This is a genomic window from Streptomyces sp. NPDC100445 (assembly GCF_044759735.1).
In the GTDB taxonomy this organism is placed as follows: domain Bacteria; phylum Actinomycetota; class Actinomycetes; order Streptomycetales; family Streptomycetaceae; genus Streptomyces.
This window is the reverse complement of sequence record NZ_JBIVZV010000010.1, coordinates 146,675-166,935: the sequence shown is the minus strand read 5'-3', so window position 1 is coordinate 166,935 and position 20,261 is coordinate 146,675. Positions and strand designations below refer to the sequence as shown.

Annotated in this window: 16 protein-coding genes; 9 read left to right on the top strand and 7 right to left on the bottom strand. The window is 69.9% G+C overall.

Features of this window, described 5'->3' with window-relative positions:
• Positions 1 to 30: 30 nt before the first annotated feature.
• Together ACIQVT_RS23595 and ACIQVT_RS23590 are read left to right on the top strand one after the other, a co-directional pair.
• The gene (locus ACIQVT_RS23595; protein WP_403757264.1) at positions 31 to 1,113 is read left to right on the top strand and encodes an inositol-3-phosphate synthase; all 1,083 of its coding nucleotides are present in this window, start codon (positions 31 to 33) and stop codon (positions 1,111 to 1,113) included.
• 117 nt (positions 1,114 to 1,230) lie between these two features.
• Positions 1,231 to 2,526, top strand: a complete 1,296-nt coding sequence (locus tag ACIQVT_RS23590) for an MFS transporter (protein ID WP_403757262.1) — start codon at positions 1,231 to 1,233, stop codon at positions 2,524 to 2,526.
• Between the two features lie 61 nt (positions 2,527 to 2,587).
• Here the strand turns inward: ACIQVT_RS23590 and ACIQVT_RS23585 are convergent, their stop codons facing one another.
• Positions 2,588 to 4,054 (bottom strand): CCA tRNA nucleotidyltransferase, encoded by a 1,467-nt coding sequence (locus ACIQVT_RS23585; RefSeq protein ID WP_403757259.1) that lies wholly within the window; start codon positions 4,052 to 4,054, stop codon positions 2,588 to 2,590.
• Positions 4,055 to 4,308: 254 nt separating this feature from the next.
• On the opposite strand from ACIQVT_RS23585, the gene ACIQVT_RS23580 reads away from it, so the two are divergent.
• The 7 genes from ACIQVT_RS23580 (at position 4,309) to trxA (ending at position 14,098) form a co-directional block, all read left to right on the top strand.
• A complete protein-coding gene (locus tag ACIQVT_RS23580; protein WP_403757256.1) occupies positions 4,309 to 6,681 on the top strand; it encodes a DUF6049 family protein in 2,373 nt (790 codons plus the stop codon).
• Positions 6,682 to 6,726: 45 nt separating this feature from the next.
• Positions 6,727 to 9,114 (top strand): murein biosynthesis integral membrane protein MurJ, encoded by a 2,388-nt coding sequence (gene murJ / locus ACIQVT_RS23575; RefSeq protein ID WP_403757253.1) that lies wholly within the window; start codon positions 6,727 to 6,729, stop codon positions 9,112 to 9,114.
• 118 nt (positions 9,115 to 9,232) lie between these two features.
• Entirely contained in the window at positions 9,233 to 10,954 is a 1,722-nt protein-coding gene (locus ACIQVT_RS23570) for a serine/threonine protein kinase (RefSeq protein ID WP_403757250.1), read from the top strand.
• Between the two features lie 26 nt (positions 10,955 to 10,980).
• Entirely contained in the window at positions 10,981 to 11,709 is a 729-nt protein-coding gene (gene sigM / locus ACIQVT_RS23565) for an RNA polymerase sigma factor SigM (RefSeq protein WP_403757247.1), read from the top strand.
• Positions 11,706 to 12,590 carry an anti-sigma factor family protein gene (locus ACIQVT_RS23560; RefSeq protein WP_403757244.1) on the top strand — a complete coding sequence of 295 codons (885 nt, stop codon included), beginning with the start codon at positions 11,706 to 11,708 and terminating at the stop codon, positions 12,588 to 12,590. The genes sigM and ACIQVT_RS23560 overlap by 4 nt, the downstream gene beginning before the upstream one ends.
• A 152-nt stretch (positions 12,591 to 12,742) precedes the next feature.
• A complete protein-coding gene (gene trxB, locus ACIQVT_RS23555) occupies positions 12,743 to 13,714 on the top strand; it encodes a thioredoxin-disulfide reductase (protein ID WP_403757241.1) in 972 nt (323 codons plus the stop codon).
• Positions 13,715 to 13,765: 51 nt separating this feature from the next.
• A complete protein-coding gene (gene trxA, locus ACIQVT_RS23550; RefSeq protein WP_392197562.1) occupies positions 13,766 to 14,098 on the top strand; it encodes a thioredoxin in 333 nt (110 codons plus the stop codon).
• 95 nt (positions 14,099 to 14,193) lie between these two features.
• Here the strand turns inward: trxA and ACIQVT_RS23545 are convergent, their stop codons facing one another.
• The 6 genes from ACIQVT_RS23545 to yidC all read right to left on the bottom strand — a co-directional run bounded on the left by ACIQVT_RS23545 (position 14,194) and on the right by yidC (position 20,258).
• Complete coding sequence (locus ACIQVT_RS23545) at positions 14,194 to 14,811, bottom strand: GNAT family N-acetyltransferase (protein ID WP_403757237.1); 618 nt, start codon at positions 14,809 to 14,811, stop codon at positions 14,194 to 14,196.
• A 323-nt stretch (positions 14,812 to 15,134) separates the two neighbouring features.
• Positions 15,135 to 16,235: a ParB/RepB/Spo0J family partition protein gene (locus tag ACIQVT_RS23540; RefSeq protein ID WP_403757234.1), complete on the bottom strand. Its 1,101-nt coding sequence runs from the start codon at positions 16,233 to 16,235 to the stop codon at positions 15,135 to 15,137.
• Entirely contained in the window at positions 16,232 to 17,305 is a 1,074-nt protein-coding gene (locus ACIQVT_RS23535) for a ParA family protein (RefSeq protein ID WP_403757230.1), read from the bottom strand. The genes ACIQVT_RS23540 and ACIQVT_RS23535 overlap by 4 nt, the downstream gene beginning before the upstream one ends.
• Positions 17,306 to 17,610: 305 nt before the next feature.
• A complete protein-coding gene (rsmG, locus tag ACIQVT_RS23530; protein ID WP_403757227.1) occupies positions 17,611 to 18,327 on the bottom strand; it encodes a 16S rRNA (guanine(527)-N(7))-methyltransferase RsmG in 717 nt (238 codons plus the stop codon).
• A gap of 119 nt (positions 18,328 to 18,446) precedes the next feature.
• A complete protein-coding gene (locus ACIQVT_RS23525; RefSeq protein WP_403757224.1) occupies positions 18,447 to 18,959 on the bottom strand; it encodes a protein jag in 513 nt (170 codons plus the stop codon).
• Positions 18,960 to 18,974: 15 nt separating this feature from the next.
• Positions 18,975 to 20,258, bottom strand: coding sequence for a membrane protein insertase YidC (yidC, locus tag ACIQVT_RS23520; RefSeq protein WP_403757221.1), 1,284 nt, complete (start codon positions 20,256 to 20,258; stop codon positions 18,975 to 18,977).
• Positions 20,259 to 20,261 lie beyond the last annotated feature (3 nt).

The window sequence follows — 20,261 nt, the reverse complement described above, 5'->3', positions numbered from 1 at the left end:
CCTCACTCGTACACACAGGGAGCAACCGGAATGGGTTCGGTTCGCGTAGCCATCGTCGGCGTGGGCAACTGCGCGGCGTCGCTGGTGCAGGGAGTCGAGTACTACAAGGACGCCGACCCGGCGTCCAGGGTCCCCGGCCTGATGCACGTGCAGTTCGGTGAATACCACGTGCGCGACATCGAGTTCGTCGCCGCGTTCGACGTCGACGCCAAGAAGGTCGGCCTGGACCTCGCGGACGCCATCGGCGCCTCCGAGAACAACACCATCAAGATCTGCGACGTTCCCGCCTCCGGTGTGACGGTCCAGCGCGGCCACACCCTCGACGGTCTCGGCAAGTACTACCGCGAGACCATCGAGGAGTCGGACGCCGAGCCGGTCGACATCGTCCAGATCCTGAAGGACAAGCAGGTCGACGTCCTGGTCTGCTACCTCCCCGTGGGCTCCGAGGCCGCTGCGAAGTTCTATGCGCAGGCCGCCATCGACGCCAAGGTCGCCTTCGTCAACGCCCTCCCGGTCTTCATCGCCGGCACCAAGGAGTGGGCGGACAAGTTCACCGAGGCCGGCGTGCCGATCGTCGGTGACGACATCAAGTCCCAGGTCGGTGCCACCATCACGCACCGCGTCATGGCGAAGCTGTTCGAGGACCGCGGTGTCGTCCTCGACCGCACCATGCAGCTGAACGTGGGCGGCAACATGGACTTCAAGAACATGCTCGAGCGCGAGCGCCTGGAGTCCAAGAAGATCTCCAAGACGCAGGCCGTCACCTCCCAGATCCCCGACCGGGACCTCGGCGAGAAGAACGTCCACATCGGCCCGTCGGACTACGTGGCCTGGCTGGACGACCGCAAGTGGGCCTACGTCCGCCTCGAGGGCCGCGCCTTCGGTGACGTCCCGCTGAACCTGGAGTACAAGCTCGAGGTCTGGGACTCCCCGAACTCCGCGGGTGTCATCATCGACGCCCTGCGTGCGGCCAAGATCGCCAAGGACCGCGGCATCGGCGGCCCGATCCTGTCGGCGTCCTCGTACTTCATGAAGTCCCCGCCGGTCCAGTACTTCGACGACGAGGCCCGTGAGAACGTCGAGAAGTTCATCCGCGGTGACGTCGAACGCTAGTCACCGCTGATCGCCTGCTCGGTACAGTGGCGCATCGCACAGACGCTCCTGCCAGGGCGGTGAAGGTCCCCGGGTCCCCCGACCCGGGGACCTTCCTCATGTGTGAGGCTGTGCCCCATGCCTGTCGTACGAGACCTCCGTCTCCTGTCGCGTCTGCGGTACTTCCGGCGTCTGCTGTACGTCCGTCTCCTCTCGCAGGGGGCCGACGGCGTCTTCCAGATCGCGCTCGCCGCGTACGTCGTCTTCTCCCCGGAGAAGCAGACCTCGGCCGCCGCGGTCGCGTCCGCGATGGCGGTCCTGCTGCTCCCCTACTCCCTGGTGGGCCCGTTCGCGGGCGTGCTGCTGGACCGCTGGCGGCGTCGGCAGGTCTTCGTCCACGGCAACCTGCTGCGGGCCCTGCTCGCCGCGGCCACCGCCGGGCTCGTCATCGGCCACGTCCCCGACTGGCTGTTCTACGTATCCGCCCTCTGCGTGACCGCGGTCAACCGTTTCGTGCTCGCCGGGCTGTCCGCCGCCCTGCCACGTGTGGTGGGCGACGAGCGTCTGGTGCTGGCCAACTCGGTCTCGCCCACGGCCGGCACGCTCGCCGCGACCGCCGGCGGCGGTCTGGCCCTCGGCGTGCGCCTCCTGGCCTCGGGATCCGATGCCGCCGTCGTCCTGCTCGGCGCACTCCTCTACCTGTGCGCGAGCCTGGCGTCGCTGGCCCTGCCCCCGGAGCTCCTCGGCCCCGACCGGCACCCGGCACGCCCACACCTCGGCACGGCGCTCGCCGGAACGGCACGCGAGCTGGCCGCGGCCGTTCGGCACCTGGCCGCGCCCGGACGCCGGGAGACCGCGTGGGCCCTGGCCGGGATGACGGTGATGCGCTTCTGCTACGGCGCGCTCCTCGTCCTTCTCCTGATGCTGTGCCGCTACGCCCTCTCCGACACCCCCGAGGAAGGACTGCGTCTGCTCGGGCCGGCGCTGGCCCTGTCCGGAGCGGGGTTCTTCGTGGCGGCCGTGGTGACACCCTGGGCGGCGGGACGACTCGGTGCCGGCCGCTGGATCGTGGTGTGCTCCGGCACAGCGGCGGTGCTGGTACCGGTTCTCGCCCTGCCGTTCGCCACCGTCCCGCTGCTGGCCGCCGCCTTCGTCCTGGGCGTGATCACCCAGGGAGCCAAGATCGCCACGGACACCGTCGTCCAGTCCGGTGTGGACGACGGCTTCCGCGGCCGTGTCTTCTCCGTGTACGACGTCCTCTTCAACATGGCCTTCGTCGGCGCGGCCGGTGTGGCGGCCCTGCTGCTGCCACCGGACGGCCGCTCGCCTGTCCTGGTGGTCCTGGTCGCCCTCCTCTACGGAGGCACCGCCGTGGCTCTGGCTCGTGTCGAGCGGTATGCGGCCGGAAGCGACGAGGAGCGGTGTTTCACGTGAAACACCGCTCCGATCCCGTCGGCCCGTGCGGTGTTTCACGTGAAACACCGCAGGGCGCGACTCAGCCCTGCGCGGCCCACCACTCCTTCAGGGCCTCCACCGCGGCGTCGTGACCCATCGGGCCGTTCTCCAGCCGCAACTCCAGCATGTGCTTGTACGCCTGGCCGATGACCGGGCCGGGCCCGACATCCAGGATCTGCATGATCTGGTTGCCGTCGAGGTCCGGACGGATGGCGTCCAGCTCCTCCTGCTCGTGCAGCTCGGCGATGCGCTCCTCCAGGCCGTCGTAGGCCCGGGACAGCGCGGTCGCCCTCCGCTTGTTGCGGGTGGTGCAGTCGGAACGGGTCAGCTTGTGCAGGCGGTCCAGCAGGGGGCCCGCGTCACGGACGTAGCGGCGGACCGCCGAGTCCGTCCACTCCCCGGTGCCGTACCCGTGGAAGCGCAGGTGCAGCTCGACCAGCCGTGAGACGTCCTTCACCAGCTCGTTGGAGTATTTCAAGGCGGTCATGCGCTTCTTGGTCATCTTCGCGCCGACCACCTCGTGGTGGTGGAACGAGACACGGCCGTCGTCCTCGAAGCGTCGGGTGCGCGGCTTGCCGATGTCGTGGAGCAGCGCGGCCAAGCGGAGCGTGAGATCCGGTCCGTCCTGCTCCAGCGCGATCGCCTGCTCAAGGACGATCAGCGTGTGCTCGTAGACGTCCTTGTGCCGGTGGTGCTCGTCACGTTCCAGGCGGAGGGCGGGCAGCTCGGGCAGGACGTGCTCGGCGAGCCCGGTGTCCACGAGCAGGGCCAGCCCCTTGCGCGGATGGGCGGAGAGGATGAGCTTGTTCAGCTCGTCACGGATCCGCTCCGCCGAGACGATCGCGATACGCCCGGCCATCTCCGTCATCGCGGTGACGACCTCGGGGGCGATCTCGAAGTCCAGCTGAGCGGCGAACCGGGCGGCCCGCATCATGCGCAGGGGGTCGTCGGAGAACGACTCCTCGGGTGTGCCCGGGGTCCGCAGCACACGGGTCGCGAGGTCGGCCAAGCCACCGTGCGGGTCGATGAACTCCTTCGCCGGCAGCGCCACGGCCATGGCGTTCACCGTGAAGTCGCGGCGGACCAGGTCCTCCTCGATGGAGTCGCCGTAGGACACCTCGGGCTTGCGCGAGGTGCGGTCGTAGGCCTCCGACCGGTAGGTGGTGATCTCGATCTGGAAGTGCCAGTCGGTGTCCCCCACCCGGGCGCTCTTCTGCGCGCCTACCGTGCCGAAGGCGATCCCCACCTCCCACACCGCGTCCGCCCACGGCCGGAGGATCTTCAGAACGTCCTCGGGACGGGCATCGGTGGTGAAGTCCAGGTCGTTGCCGAGCCGGCCGAGCAGCGCGTCACGGACCGAACCGCCGACCAGGGCGAGTGAGAACCCGGCCTCCTGGAATCGGCGGGCGAGATCGTCGGCGACGGGAGCCACCCGCAGCAGCTCGGCGACCGCGCGCTGCTGCGCCTGGCTCAGGGCAGAGGGAGTGTCTTCGTTGGGGTTCGGCACAACAGAAAAGGGTACGTGCCCGCGCGACCGGAGCGCCCCGCCGGACGGCGTGGACAGCTCCCTCCATACCCCCGCAAGCGCTGCTCTTGCGGCGTACGGTCGCTATCCCCTCGATACTTCCGATAGAGGACGGGTCGCCGTCGTCGTCCCGATCTTGTGGCGGAGACCGCGGCACTTACCCTCTGCGCGCATCGTTACCATGCGTGGACGCACATTCCGACGACCACTGACGACGACGAGGGACGGGCGAGCGCGTGGCCGAGGCGGCTGACTTCCAGGGGACCAGTGCCTCACCTGCCCGCCGGTGGATGCGACGCGCGGGAGCGCTGCTCGCCGGGGCACCGCTGTTGGCCGGTCTGCTCCAGCTGACCGCCGCGGCACCCGCGCACGCCGCGTCCTCGGACACCGTGTCCGTGTCCCTGGACACACTGACCCCCAGCGTCCCCACGGACGGGGACACGCTGACCGTGTCCGGCACGGTGACCAACAACGGCAGGCGGACCGTCACCGGCGCCCACGTGAACCTGCGGGTGGGGCCCCAGCTCACCACCCGCTCGGCCATCGACGCCGTCGCCCGGCACTCCGACGATCCGCAGGGCGGCGCCGGCTCCGAGATCGACGACAAGTACCAGGAGAAGTTCGCCACACTGCCTCCGGGCGTCGCCGAGCATTTCAGCATCTCCGTCCCCGTGGACAAGCTGGACCTCGGCGAGGACGGCGTCTACCAGTTCGGGGTCTCCCTGTCCGGGCAGACCTCCGCACAGCCCTGGGACCAGCTGCTCGGCGTCCGGCAGACGTTCCTGCCCTGGCAGTCGTCCGAGGCCGACACCCGGACGAGGACCACGTTCCTGTGGCCGCTGATCTCCACCGTGCACATGACGGCCAAGACGGGCGCCGGTGATCTCCAGACGCCGGTGTTCCTCGACGACGACCTGGCCAAGGAGCTGTCACCGGGCGGTCGGCTGGCCCAGATGGTGGAGCTGGGCAAGGACCTCGACGTGACGTGGGTGATCGACCCGGACCTGCTGGCCTCCGTCGACGCGATGGCCACCGGCAACTACCGGCTGCCCGGCGCCGACGGCAGCACCACGCCCGGCTCCCGTGAGCACCAGGCGGTGGCCAAGCAGTGGCTCGCCGCACTCCAGAAGGCGGTGACCGGCAAGGAGGTCGTCGCCCTGCCCTTCGCCGACCCGGACCTGGCGTCCCTCGCGCACAGCGGCACCAGCGTCACCGGCTCGCTCAGCCACCTCAAGGACGCCACCGATATCGCCACGACCACGGTGAAGACGGTCCTCCACATCACGCCGGCCACCGACTTCGCCTGGCCCGTCAACGGAGCGGTGGACCCGTCGATCATGAAGGTCGCGACATCCGCCGGCGCCGACCGGGTGATCGCCCGCAGCGACAGCCTTCAGGAGACCGCCGGACTGCCGTACACGCCGTCCGCCGCCCGCCCGGTCGGCGGGGGCACCACGGCGGTGGTCGCCGACGCCCGACTGTCCAGGGCGTTCGAGGGCGACCTGACGCGGGCGGGCACGGCCACCCTCGCCGTACAGCGGTTCCTGGCCCAGAGCCTGGAGCTGAACGCGCAGACGGACGAGGAACGCAGCATCGTCGTCGCCCCGCAGCGCGTGCCCACGGCGAGCCAGGCACAGGCGATGGCGGCGGCGCTGAAGGCGCTCCAGGGCAGCGGCTGGTCCCAGGCACAGGACCTCACCGCGGCGGCCAAGGCCAAGCCCGACCCGCGGGCCACCACGCGCATCCCCTCGACGTCCGCCTACCCCTCCTCACTGCGCCGCCGGGAACTGCCGCGGACGGTCTTCGAGCAGATCGCCCGCACCCAGGACAAGCTCGACAACTTCCAGGTGATCCTCACCGACCGGTCCCGCGTGGCCACCCCGTTCGGGCTGGCCATACACCGTGAGATGTCCACGTCGTGGCGCGGCAGCGGTGGCGCGGCGACCGGCTACCGCGACGACGTGGAGGCGTGGCTCGACGAGCTGGCCGACCAGGTCAGGCTGATCGACAAGTCGGAGACCAAGCTCTCGGGCCGCAGCGCCACCATCCCGGTGACCGTCCAGAACCGCCTGGTCCAGCCGGTCGGCCACCTGGTGCTGCGTCTCACCTCCACCATGCCGACCCGCCTCAAGATCGGCGGCAAGGCCTACTACGAGCAGCAGGTGGACGTCTCCGGCGGACACAGCCAGTCGGTGAAGTTCACCACCTCGGCCAACGCCAACGGCCGGGTCGCGGTCGTCGCGCAGCTGTTCACCGAGGACGGCCAGGAATACGGTCACCCCGTCACCTTCGACGTGAAGGTCACCGAGGTCACCCCCACCGTCATGCTGGTCATCGGCGGCGGCGTACTGCTCCTCGTCCTCGCCGGATTCCGGATGTACACCCAGCGCAAGCGCGCCGCCGCCCGGCAGACCGACGAGGGCGACGGCGGCACGGCGAAGAAGGACACGGACGAACCGGGGAACCCCGGGGCCCCCGGGGACCGTCTCCAGGAGGAGCCCGGCCCCGCGTCCGGGACGGGGGACCCGGAGCAGCCGAGTGACCCTGCGCCGGACACCGCACCGGAAAGCGCCGACCCGTCCGGGACGGGTGAGAGAGTGGACCGTTGAGCGATGTCGTGGCCGGTGGGCCCGGGACGATGAGGTGGGGTAAGCATGAGCGCGCCGTACGACGGTGACCGCGGCGAGGGCGCTGCCGGTTCGGGCCACCCCGAGCCGCCGTCCGAGCCTGGCCAGGTGCCGCCGCAGCACGCGGCGGACATGTACCTCCGGGACGCCTACGAACAGGATCCCTACCGGGCGCACGACCTGTCCGCCCAGGACCCGGTGGCCGAGGCGCTCTACGACCGCGCCGCCCATCCACCGCCACCCCCGGGCACCTACGACGCGCAGCAGCCGCTGTACGCCCCGCCCGCCCGGTCGCCGTACGCGCCGGACCCTCAGGTGTGGGCTCAGCCCCCGGCGCCCGAGCCGGAGGTGCCGGCCCCGTACCTGCCCTACGGCGACGATCCGCGCACCACCCAGTTCGTGGGCGTCGACGACCTGGTCAGCCACTCCGGCGAGGAGTACCACGAGCCGGACGCCTTCGCCCACCTCTTCAGGGACCAGCAGCACAGCGGCGGCCACGCGCCCATGGACCCGCCGGCCGTTCCCGGCCCGGCCGGCGCGCCGGGTGGCGGACACAGCGGTCCGTACGTGCCGTCGCACGGCCAGGGACCGCAGCAGGGCAACCCGTACGCCGGGGACGCCTATCCGGCCCAGGCCTCGTACGCGGCCGCCGGGCACGCGGCGCAGTCCCCGGTGCCCGCCCCGGCCACCGCTCCCGGACCCACCGGCGTCCCGGGGGGCCCCGCGGCCGCCGGGCCGGAGGTCCGCGCGGCCGGCACCGCTCCCGCCGCGCCCCCCAAGAAGGGCGGGCGGGCCACCGGACTGCTGAAGTCCAGTGCCGTGATGGCGGCGGGCACGATGGTCTCCCGGCTCACCGGCTTCGTGCGCTCCGCGCTGATCGCCGCCGCCCTGGGCCTCGGCTTCCTCGCCGACTCCTTCCAGGTGGCCTACCAGCTGCCGACGATGATCTACATCCTGACCGTCGGCGGCGGCCTGAACTCCGTGTTCGTGCCCCAGCTGGTGCGCTCCATGAAGGAGGACGAGGACGGTGGCGAGGCCTTCGCCAACCGGCTCCTCACCCTGGTCATGGTGGCGCTGGCCGCGCTGACCGGCCTCGCGATGTTCGCCGCGCCCCTGCTGGTGCGCCTGCTGTCGAACCCGGTCGCCACCAACCCGGCGGCCAACGACGTCGCCGTCACCTTCACCCGCTACTTCCTGCCCTCGATCTTCTTCATGGGCATCCACGTGGTGATGGGTCAGATCCTCAACGCGCGCGGCAAGTTCGGCGCGATGATGTGGACCCCGGTCCTGAACAACATCGTCATCATCGTGACGCTCGGCATGTTCATCTGGGTGTACGGCACCGCGGCCGACTCCCACATGACGGTCACGAACATCCCGCCGGAGGGCCAGCGCCTGCTCGGCATCGGTGTGCTGCTCGGTCTGGTCGTGCAGGCACTGGCGATGATCCCCTACCTTCGCGAGACCGGGTTCCGGGTCCGGCTGCGGTTCGACTGGCGCGGCCATGGCCTGGGCAAGGCCGCGATGCTCGCGAAGTGGACGGTCCTGTTCGTTCTGGCCAACCAGGCGGGCGCCATGGTCGTGACACAGCTGTCCACCGCGGCCGGCAAGGACTCCGGCATCAAGGGCGCCGGTTTCGCCGCCTACGCCAACGCCCAGCTGATCTGGGGCCTGCCCCAGGCCATCATCACCGTGTCGCTGATGGCCGCCCTGCTGCCGCGCATCTCCCGCTCGGCCGCGGAGGGCGATGTCGGCGCGGTCCGCGAGGACATCTCCCAGGGCCTGCGCACCACCGCCGTCGCCATCGTCCCGATCGCCTTCGGCTTCCTGTCCCTCGGCATCCCCATGTGCACGCTGATCTTCGGCTCGGCGGGCACCAGCGCCGCCGTGAACATGGGGTACATGCTGATGGCCTTCGGCCTCGGCCTCATCCCGTACTCGGTGCAGTACGTCGTCCTGCGCGCCTTCTACGCCTACGAGGACACCCGCACCCCCTTCTACAACACGGTCATCGTGGCCGCGGTCAACGCGACCGCCTCGGCCCTGTGCTACTTCCTGCTGCCGCCCCGCTGGGCGGTCGCAGGTATGGCCGCCGCCTACGGCCTCGCCTACGCCATCGGGGTGGGCATCGCCTGGCGGCGGCTGCGCAAGCGGCTCGGCGGCGACCTGGACGGCGCCCGGGTGCTGCGCACGTACGCGCGACTGGGCATCGCCTCCCTGCCGGCGGCCCTGCTCAGCGGCGCGGCCTGCTACGGCATCGGACGCACCCTCGGCCAGGGGGTCGTCGGCTCGTTCGCCGCGCTGCTCGCCGGCGGCGTCGTTCTGCTGGGTGTCTTCTTCGTAGCGGCCCGGCGGATGCGCATCGAGGAACTCAACTCGCTCGTGGGTATGGTGCGCGGGCGTCTGGGGCGTTGAGGCGGGGGTAGGCGCACAACCATCGTCCGCCGCCGTGTGTCGTGCATAGCGGCAGACTGTGGGCACAATTGGTTTCGGCGTCGGACAGCGTGCAACGGATGGGGAGGCAGGGACGACGGTGGCGGATCGGAGCACGGCTGCCGTCGACGTGGCAGACACCAGCGGGGATCAACCGCTGACCGCCAAGGCGGACCAGTCCACGGCCGACGGGGTGGCCAAGAACCCGGAGCGGGACACGGACAGCGACCAGGCACAGGGGAGTGGCGGCACCGACGGTCCCGCGCAGAAGGCTTCGCCCCCGGAACTGCACAGCGGTCACAAGCTGGCCAGACGCTACCGGCTGGAGGAGTGCGTCACCCGTCTGGACGGCTTCAGCAGTTGGCGTGCGGTCGACGAGAAACTCCGCCGTGCCGTCGGCGTCCACGTACTGCCCGCGGACCACGTCCGGGCACGTTCCGTCCTCGCCGCCGCCCGTTCCTCCGCGCTGCTCGGCGATCCGCGGTTCGTCCAGGTCCTCGACGCCGTGGAGGAGAACGACCTCGTCTACGTCGTGCACGAGTGGCTGCCCGACGCCACCGAGCTGACCACCCTCCTGGCCACCGGCCCGCTGGAACCGCACGACGCCTACCAGATGGTCAGTCAGGTCTCCTCGGCCATGGCCGCGGCGCACCGCGAGGGCCTCGCCCACCTGCGGCTGAACCCGAATGCCGTGCTGCGCACCTCCACCGGCCAGTGGCGCATCCGGGGTCTCGCCGTGAACGCGGCGCTGCGCGGCGTCGGCTCCGAGACGCCGCAGCGCACGGACACCGAGGCCATCGGCGCGCTGCTGTACGCGGCGCTGACCCAGCGCTGGCCGTACGAGAACGACGCCTACGGCCTGTCCGGCCTCCCCAAGGACATCGGCCTCATCGCACCGGACCAGGTACGTGCCGGGGTGCACCGCGGCCTGTCCGAGCTGACCATGCGCGCCCTCGTGAACGACGGGGCCACGGCGTCCCGCCACGAGGCCCCGTGCACCACGCCGGAGGAGCTGGTGAAGGCGATCGGCGAGATGCCGCGCATCCGCCCGCCCGAGCCGTCGTTCACGGCACCGCCGGACTACCAGCGCACCACCTACCAGCAGGGCACCTACGGTCGCCCCGCACCGCATCCCGGGGCCGGCCAGCCGATCGCGGCCCCGCCGCCCCCGCTCCAGAGCCGTACCGGCAAGGCCCTGAAGTGGGCCGTGTCGGCGCTCCTGATCGCCGCTCTGGGTCTGGGCAGCTGGCAGTTGGCGGATGCCCTGATGGACCGGAACGACACGTCGGACGACACCCACAAGAGCCGGACGACGGACGACGGCGACAAGAACTCCGGGAAGACGAAGCCGGTCCCGATAAAGATCCAGGACAGCCAGGAGTTCATCGCCGAGGGCAGCGCCCAGCGCCCCGGCGACGTGACGAAGACGTACGACGGGGACACGTCCACCTACTGGAGGACGCGGAGCTTCAACGAGGGCCCCACCATCGCGCCGTTCAAGCCGGGCGTCGGCATCGTCTACGACCTCGGCTCGACCAGGAAGCTGAGCACCGCCACCATCGACATGCGCTATGCCGGTGACCACACGACGGTCGAGCTGTACGCGGCGGACTCGCTGACGCCGCCCTCGTTGGACTCGATGGACCAGATCGGCAAGGTCACGACGACAGGCACCACCGCTACGGTGAAGGTCACCAAGCCGGCGAAGACGCGTTACGTCCTCGTCTGGCTGACGGCTGTGCCGAATTCAGGGTATGACTCCGTCCTGTACGCCGACGCCGGCTACAAGCAGGCCATCGGCGAAGTGAAGTTCACGGGCTGACGTCTCACCCGGACCGGAGGGGACAGATGGCGGAGGGCGCCGGATACGACGGGGTGAGCGACAAGGACCTGCTCGCCCGTCACGTGGAAGGCGATCCCGAAGCCTTCGGTGAGCTCGTGCGGCGGCACCGGGACCGGCTCTGGGCGGTCGCGCTGCGGACACTGGGCGACCGGGAGGAGGCCGCCGACGCGGTCCAGGACGCCCTGGTCTCCGCCTACCGGGCCGCCCATACCTTCCGGGGGCAGTCGGCCGTCACCACGTGGCTGCACCGGATCACCGTCAACGCCTGCCTGGACCGCGTCCGCAAGGCGGCGTCCCGCAAGACCGCCCCGGTCGACGACACCGAGCGGCTGGAACAACTGCTGGAGCCGCACGAGTCCGCCTCGGCGCCGGCCGAACGCAAGGACGTCCACCGGCAGCTCCTCGAAGCGCTCGGCACCCTTCCGGCCGAGCAGCGGGCCGCTCTGGTCCTGGTGGACATGCAGGGGTATCCGGTGGCCGAGGCCGCACGGATCCTGGAGGTGCCGACGGGGACGGTGAAGAGCCGCTGTGCCCGGGGCAGGGCCCGCTTGCTGCCCCTGCTCACCCATCTACGGCCCGAGGGCAGCGCGGCTCCACGGAAAGAACCGGGCCCGCGGGGGAACCGAGGGGCGGGGACTTCCGTCCCACCGGCAACGGGATCAGCGGGCGGACGCCCTCTGGAACCCGGACCGAGCGATTCAGCCGTAGTGAAGGGCGGAGGTGGGCGAGCGTGACTTCCACGACGGACACGGCCGGGCACCCGGACGTCACCGAGCTCTCCGACCTGACCGAGGGTCTGCTTCCGCCGGACCGGAGCACCGGGGTGCGGCATCACCTGGGCACGTGTGAGCCGTGTGCGGACCTGTACGCCTCACTGGCGGAGATCCGCAGCCTGCTCGGCACCGCCGCGGCGGAACCGGAGCGCATGCCGGACGACGTGGCCGCGCGTATCGACGCCGCCCTGGCTGCCGAGGCCCCGCCGCGCGCGGAGGGCCAGGACACCACTGGCTCTGTTTCACGTGAAACACCGGCCGTGCAGGATCGTCCCGCCGGACGACCGCGTGCGACGACCGGGCCCGGGCGCAAGCCGTCCGAGCGCGGGCGGCGCCGCGGCCGGTTCGTCCTGGGTGCCGTCCTCACGGCCGCGGTACTGGGGAGCGGCGCCCTCGTCGTGACGTCCCTCGGTGACCATGCCGGCCGGACGACGGCCCAGGCAACGCCGACTCCCTCAGCCGGCACCTTCTCGGGGGACAGCGTGCAGAACCAGGCGCTCGGCCTGCTCGCCACGAGGAAGGGACTGCCGCACCGCAGCGAGGAGCCCCGGCTGAACACCGGCGACGGGTCGGACACGACGGGGGTGACCCCGGGCCCGCACACCCTGCTCCAGACCGCCGTCCCCGTCCCCGACTGCGTACGGCAGGCACTCAGCCGGAACGCCGACGTCCTCGGCGCCAAGACGGGCACCTATGCGGGGAAGGCCGCCTACCTCGTGGTCGTGGCCGACGCGCGGGACAGCAAGCGGGTCACCGCCTATGTGGTCGACCAGGCCTGCGTACAGCAGCAGGGCACCACGCCCGGCAAGGTCCTGCTGAAGCAGTCCGTCGCCCGTCACTGAGTCGGCTGGAACACCCCTTCGGCCTCCGGTGCCCGCGCGTGTGCCCGGACACACCGGGAATGCGCGCCCCGTAGGATCCGTTGGGTGGGTGAGAGTCCTGAAAGGGGCCCTCACCGGTCGACTGACGCTGACCAGAGACGAGGAATCAAGCCGTGAGCGACGTCCGTAACGTGATCATCATCGGCTCCGGGCCCGCCGGCTACACGGCGGCGCTCTACACCGCCCGTGCGTCGCTGAAGCCCCTGGTGTTCGAAGGCGCCGTCACCGCGGGTGGGGCCCTGATGAACACCACCGAGGTGGAGAACTTCCCCGGCTTCCGCGACGGCATCATGGGTCCCGACCTCATGGACAACATGCGCGCCCAGGCCGAGCGCTTCGGTGCGGAGCTGGTTCCGGACGACATCGTCTCCGTCGACCTGGCCGGTGAGATCAAGACCGTCACCGACACCGCGGGCACCGTGCACCGGGCGAAGGCCGTCATCGTGACCACCGGGTCCCAGCACCGCAAGCTGGGGCTGCCGAAGGAGGACGCACTGTCCGGCCGCGGCGTCAGCTGGTGTGCCACCTGTGACGGGTTCTTCTTCAGGGACCAGGACATCGCCGTCATCGGCGGCGGTGACACCGCGATGGAGGAGGCCACCTTCCTCTCGCGGTTCGCCAAGTCCGTGACCATCGTCCACCGCCGGGACACCCTGCGCGCCTCCAAGGCGATGCAGGAGCGCGCCTTCGCCGACCCCAAGATCAAGTTCGTCTGGGACAGCGAGGTCGCCGAGATTCAGGGCGACCAGAAGCTGTCCGGCCTCAAGCTGCGCAACCTCAAGACCGGCGAGCTGTCCGAGCTGCCCGTCACGGGGCTGTTCATCGCGATCGGCCACGACCCGCGCACCGAGCTGTTCAAGGGACAGCTGGACCTGGACGAGGAGGGCTACCTGAAGGTCGCCGCTCCGTCCACGCGTACCAACCTGACCGGTGTCTTCGGCGCCGGCGACGTGGTCGACCACACCTACCGCCAGGCGATCACCGCGGCCGGCACCGGCTGCTCCGCCGCTCTGGACGCCGAGCGCTTCCTCGCCGCTCTCGCGGACGAGGACCAGGCGGAGCCCGAGAAGACCGCCGCCGTCTGACCTTCCGCTTTTCCCCACGCCCCACCGCACGACCAAGGTAAGGAGCCCGCCGTGGCCGGCAACCTCAAGATTGTGACCGACGATTCCTTCGACCAGGACGTCCTGAAGAGCGACAAGCCCGTTCTGGTGGACTTCTGGGCTGCCTGGTGCGGCCCGTGCCGCCAGATCGCCCCGTCGTTGGAGGCGATCGCTGCCGAGTTCGGCGACAAGATCGAGATCGTCAAGATCAACATTGACGAGAACCCGGGCACGGCCGCCAAGTACGGCGTCATGTCCATCCCGACTCTCAACGTCTACCAGGACGGTGAGGTCGCCAAGACGATCGTCGGCGCCAAGCCCAAGGCCGCGCTCCTGCGCGACCTCGAAGAGTTCATCACCAAGTGACGTTCCACGTGAAACACGAATGGGCCGGCCCTTCGGGGCCGGCCCATTCGCATGGCGCCACGTTCCGCTGACGACCGCCCTGCGAGACCCGCCGACTACAGCGGCCGCAGCGCGGGCTCCTTCTGTACCGCTCCCAGGAGCCGGTCGAGTGCCATCTCCACGTCTTCCTTCCAGGAGACGGTGGACCGCAGCTCCAGCCGCAACCGGGGATGGGCGTGGTGCTGACGAACCGTCTTGAAGCCCACCGCCAGCAGCTGATCGGCGGGGAGCAGACAGGCGGGCTCCTTCCAATGGGCGTCACCGAACGCCTCGATCGCCTTGAAGCCCCTGCGCAGCAGATCCTTGGCGACCGCCTGCACCAGCATCCGACCCAGTCCCTGCCCCTGGTAACCGGGCAGGATGAAGGCCGTTATCAGCTGCACCGCATCCGGTGAGACCGGACTCGTGGGAAAGGCAGCGGAGCGCGGCACATAGGCCGGCGGAGCGTAGAGCACGAAACCCGCGGGCACGTCATCGACGTACGCCACCCGGCCGCACGACCCCCAGTCCAGCAGGACTCCGGAGATCCAGGCTTCCTTCTCCATCGCTGCTGTACCCGCTGTCACCGCCGCTTCGCCGCTGACGGGGTCCAGTTCCCAGAAGACGCATGAGCGACAGCGTTGGGGAAGGTCCTGAAGGTTGTCCAGCGTGAGCGGCACGAGCCGACGCCCCATGAAGGCTGATCCTCGCTTCCTTCGCCCGCCGCATCGTGTGCGGCTGACAGAGCACTCCACTCCCTGAGCAGGCTGCCGACGAATCCGCCGACCGCGCCGAGGCCCAGACCGACGCTCACCAGTCCGGTGCGGCTCATCGATCGCATGGCTCCGACTCCCCGCTCAGAGGCGCAGATGCTGTCCGGTGGATGTGCCATACCTGTTTGCATCGTATCCACGATGAGATTCACTCGATACCGCCTCAAAGCAAAGAGCGGGCCGTGTTCCGGCACAGACCGGACACGGCCCGCTCCCCTGCACGACAGGGCGGAACCACCCGAGGATCAGTCCTGGCTCTCCTCGTCGGCCTCCTCCTGAAGGCTCCTCTGGAGGGCCAGCTTCTCGCCCGGGGCGAGCGTGCTCAGGATGCGCTCGAGATCGTCCGGAGAGGCGAACTCAACGGTGATCTTGCCCTTCTTCTGGCCCAGCTCGACCTTCACCCGCGTCTCGAAGCGATCCGACAGCCGGGTGGCCAGCTCGTTCAGTGCCGGCGAGGGCACCGACCCGGCCCGGGGGCCCCGGGCCCGCGAGGCCTTCTCAGGCCCCGACGCCATCAGCTTCACGATCTCTTCCACGGACCGAACGGACAGGCCCTCAGCCACGATCCGATGGGCGAGCCGGTCCTGCTCCTCGGAGTCCTCGACGGCCAGCAGCGCCCGGGCGTGACCGGCCGAGAGCACCCCGGCGGCCACCCGCCTCTGCACCATCGGCGACAGCTTGAGCAGGCGCAGGGTGTTGGAGACCTGCGGACGGGAGCGTCCGATCCGGTCCGCCAGCTGGTCGTGCGTGCAGTCGAAGTCCCTCAGCAGCTGGTCGTAGGCAGCGGCCTCCTCGATCGGGTTCAGCTGCGCCCGGTGCAGGTTCTCCAGCAGCGCGTCCAGGAGGAGCTTGTCGTCCTCCGTGGCCCGGACGATGGCCGGGATGGCCTCCAGGCCGGCCTCGTGGCAAGCACGCCAGCGGCGCTCTCCCATGATCAGCTCGTAGCGGGCCGGTCCCATCTGCCGCACCACGACGGGCTGGAGGAGACCGACCTCCTTGATGGAGATGACCAGTTCCTGGAGCGCCTCCTCGTCGAAGTTCTCCCGTGGCTGGCGCGGGTTCGGCGTGATGTCGTCGAGCGGGATCTCGGCGAAGTGGGCGCCGATGGGAGGCTCGGGCAGCTCCGGGACCGGGCGCACGGGGGCGGCATCAGCCTCGGGGGTGACAGGCGGCAGGGTGGCCACCTTCGCCGCGGCCACCCCCCGGTCGGTCATGAGTACCGGGACGGCGGCGGGAGAGGTCGATCCTCCACCGCCCAGTGCCGTCGGCGCCGGGTTCTTCTCGGTCGGGGCAGGGGGGATCAAGGCACCGAGTCCACGACCCAGTCCCCTCCGTCGCTCGCTCACTGGATGCCCTCCACCATGTTCGGGTCGTTCTGAGCGCCGATGTGGGCGTGGCCGGCGTCGTAGCCGACACCGATGCCCCTCAGCGCGATTTCTCGGGCAGCCTCCAGGTAGGAGAGGGCGCCGCTCGATCCTGGATCGTAGGTCAGCACCGTCTGCCCGTAGCTCGGCGCCTCGGAGATGCGCACGGAGCGGGGAATGCTAGTCCGCAGCACCTCGTCGCCGAAGTGGGTGCGCACCTCTTCGGCGACCTGGGAAGCGAGACGCGTCCGGCCGTCGTACATGGTGAGCAGAATGGTCGACACGTGCAGGGTGGGGTTGAGGTGCCCCCGCACCAGGTCGACGTTGCGCAGCAGCTGGCCCAGGCCCTCCAGTGCGTAGTACTCGCACTGGATCGGGATCAGCACTTCCTGGCCCGCGACCAGCGCGTTGACCGTCAGCAGACCGAGGGAGGGCGGACAGTCGATGAGGATGTAGTCCAACGGCTGCTCGTACACCTGGATCGCCCGCTGGAGCCGGCTCTCCCGGGCCACGAGGGACACCAACTCGATCTCCGCACCGGCGAGGTCGATGGTGGCCGGCGCACAGAAGAGACCTTCTACATCGACGACGGGCTGGACGACCTCGGCGAGCGGCCTGCTGTCCACCAGGACGTCGTAGATGGAGGGGACCTCGGCGTGGTGGTCGATCCCCAGTGCCGTGGAGGCGTTGCCCTGCGGGTCGAGGTCGACCACCAGGACACGGCTGCCGTGCAGGGCGAGCGAGGCGGCAAGGTTGACGGTCGTCGTCGTCTTGCCCACGCCGCCCTTCTGGTTGGCGACCACGATCAGCCGGGTCTGCTCGGGTCGCGGCAGTCCTTCACCGGCGCGACCGAGTGCCTCCACCGCCAGTTGGGCGGCTCGACCGATCGGAGTGTCGTCCATCGGAGGCGGCGTTTCACGTGAAACATCCGCTCCCGTCGACTCGGTGCGGGGACCGGGGACCGGATCGGTCATCGGTCCCGCGATGTTGGCGTCGGACCGCACGGATTCACTCTCCTCGACATCAGGCTCGCAATGAACAGAGCCTCCCATGCCGTCGGGGTCACGAACCAGTGAGGCCTGGTCTTCTGTGGAGAAATCCACCTCTGTGGACAACTCCGTACCCCGGGAGGGGGGCGGGGCGCCCGGGGAGGGGGGTTCCTGGCCGAGCGAGCCGAGAGGCTTCCGGTCGCGGGGCTCGGCCGCGGCGCGGCCGCGACCGATGATGCCGTGCAGCAATGAGCGACGTTTCACGTGAAACACGATGCACAGCGCCTGCGGCCGGACCTCCGCGACACTCCGGAGGAGGGCGGAGGGGCAGCTTGTGTGGAGTAGGACTCGCCGTCAGGACGAACGGATCAGCGACGGCGTCGGGTGCGACCGGTACGAGCCGCCTTCGCGCGTTTGGCCGCGAAACGCACCCCACCCGGGCTCTCCCCGACCTCGACCCGCACCACGGTGGAGAGCGGATCCACGATGCCTTCACCCACATGCAGGACGGACGTCTCGACCGCGCCGAGCTTGCTGAGGGCGGAAGCCGCCGCCTTCAGTTCCTCCTCGGCCGTGTCCCCCTTGAGCGCGAGCATCTCCCCGTACGGACGCAGCAGCGGGATGCCCCAGGTGGCCAGGCGGTCCAGTGGCGCCACGGCACGGGCGGTCACCACGTGCACCGGCGGCAGCTTGCCCATGACCTCCTCGGCTCGGCCGCGCACCACGGTGACGTGGTCGAGGCCGAGCAGCTCGACGACCTCGCTGAGGAAGTTGGTACGTCGCAGCAGCGGCTCCAGCAAGGTGATGTTGAGGTCGTCGCGGACCAGGGCCAGTGGGATACCCGGCAGGCCGGCACCCGACCCGACGTCGCAGACCGTCACCCCCTCGGGCACGGCCTCGGACAGCACCGCGCAGTTCAGCAGGTGCCGCTCCCACAGGCGGGGCACCTCACGCGGGCCGATGAGGCCGCGCTGCACGCCCGCCTCGGCGAGCAGCTCCGCATAACGCACCGCGTCCGCGAAGCGATCACCAAACACTTCCCGCGCCTGCGCGGGCGCGGGGGGAAGCTCCGCTGCCTCCGTCACGGGGACCGTCCTTCCGTACAGCGCCGGTGCTTCACGCACCGGCCACCAGAACTACCGGGCTGACATATGTCCGGCCCCGCCTGCTCAACAGACGGGGCCGGTGGAACGTGAGGATCCGATCAAGCGGGCAGAACGACGACGAACCGCTGCGGCTCCTCGCCCTCGGACTCGCTGCGCAGCCCCGCGGCCTTGATCGCGTCGTGCACGACCTTGCGCTCGAAGGGGCTCATCGGGGCGAGCTTCACGGGCTCGCCGCTGCTCTTCACCTCGGCGGCGGCCTTGGCGCCCAGCTCGGACAGCTCGGCCCGCTTCCTGGCCCGGTACCCCGCGACGTCCAGCATCAGCCGGCTGCGGTCGCCGGTCTCCCGGTGCACCGCCAGGCGCGTCAGCTCCTGAAGCGCCTCCAGCACCTCGCCGTCCCGGCCGACCAGCTTCTCCAGGTCGCGGCTGTCCGCGTCACTGATGATCGACACGGCGGCGCGGTCCGCCTCGACGTCCATGTCGATGTCGCCGTCGAGATCGGCGATGTCCAGCAGACCCTCGAGGTAGTCCGCCGCGATCTCACCCTCCTGCTCCAGTCGGGTGAGGGTGTCTGCACCCTCGGCAGCGGCGGAGGTGGTGCCTTCCGTCACGGGATGGGCTCCTTCTTACTTCTTGGACGGGGACTTGGGCCGCTGCGGGCCACCCTTGCGCTGGCCGGACTGGGCCTTGCTGCGGGTGCCGGAGCCGGGCTTCTGGGGCTGCTTGGCAGCGGCGGGCTTCGTGGCCTGGGGCTCGTCCGCCTTCTCCAGCGACAGCGACTCGTCCCCCGCCTGCCTGGGCGCGCCGGCCTGACGCTGGGACTTGCTCTGCCGCTTGGGCTGCTGGCGCCGGGCGGGCTCGGTGCCGGTCACGGTCGCCGTGGTGGGCACGCCGTCCTCGGTCTGCGCCGCGGCCTGGGCCACGCTGCGTACCACGGTGCCGTCGGGCTGGGCGGCGAGACCGGCCTTGTTCAGCGCGTTGATGAACTTGCGCTCGAACTCGTTGCGGTCGCGGCCCTTGGTGACGATCGCCTTGACGATGGCCTTCTCACCGCGCCGGCGGATCTTGCCGTGCTGGGTGACGTGGTTGGTCAGGCGCTCCAGGTAGGCGGCCTGCGCCTTGGAGCCCGGCGTCGGGTTGTTGCGGATGACGTACATCTGCTGGCCCATGGTCCACACGTTGGTGGTCAGCCAGTAGACGAGGACACCGACCGGGAAGTTGATGCCGAAGACGGCGAACATGACCGGGAAGACGTACATCAGCATCTTCTGCTGCTGCATGAACGGCGTCTTCACCGTGGTGTCGACGTTCTTCGTCATCAGCTGACGCTGGGTGTAGAACTGCGAGAACGACATCATGACGATCATGACCGCGGTCACGACCCGGACGTCGGTCAGCGTGGCGCCCAGCGCCTCGACCGTGCTCGCGCTGTCCATGAACTTCGCGGCGAGCGGGGCACCGAAGATGTGGGCCTGACGGGCGCTGTTGAGCAGCTGCTCGTCGATGACGCCGATCTGCTTGTGCGAGGCGATGCCGCTGAGCACGTGGTACAGGGCGAAGAAGAACGGGGACTGCGCCAGGATGGGAAGGCACGAGGAGAGCGGGTTGGTTCCCGTCTCCTTGTACAGCTTCATCATCTCTTCCGACTGGCGCTGCCGGTCGTTCTTGTAACGCTCCTGGATCTTCTTCATCTCGGGCTGGAGCGTCTGCATCGCGCGCGTCGACTTGATCTGCTTCACGAAGAGCGGGATCAGGCAGATGCGGATCAGGATCACGAGGGACACGATGGACAGGCCCCAGGCCCAACCGGTGTTCGGGCCGAAGACGGCGCCGTACACCGTGTGGAACTGGACGATGACCCATGAGACGGGTGTCGTGATGAAGCTGAAGAGGCTGGCAATCGTGTCCACTAA

Bases quoted from the DNA above. Each gene is read 5' to 3' on its own strand.
- murJ (WP_403757253.1), top strand. From the start codon at position 6,727: ATGAGCGCGCCGTACGACGGTGACCGCGGCGAGGGCGCTGCCGGTTCG.
- ACIQVT_RS23545 (WP_403757237.1), bottom strand. From the start codon at position 14,811: ATGGGGCGTCGGCTCGTGCCGCTCACGCTGGACAACCTTCAGGACCTT.
- sigM (WP_403757247.1), top strand. From the start codon at position 10,981: ATGGCGGAGGGCGCCGGATACGACGGGGTGAGCGACAAGGACCTGCTC.
- ACIQVT_RS23595 (WP_403757264.1), top strand. From the start codon at position 31: ATGGGTTCGGTTCGCGTAGCCATCGTCGGCGTGGGCAACTGCGCGGCG.
- ACIQVT_RS23535 (WP_403757230.1), bottom strand. From the start codon at position 17,305: ATGGGAGGCTCTGTTCATTGCGAGCCTGATGTCGAGGAGAGTGAATCC.
- ACIQVT_RS23590 (WP_403757262.1), top strand. From the start codon at position 1,231: ATGCCTGTCGTACGAGACCTCCGTCTCCTGTCGCGTCTGCGGTACTTC.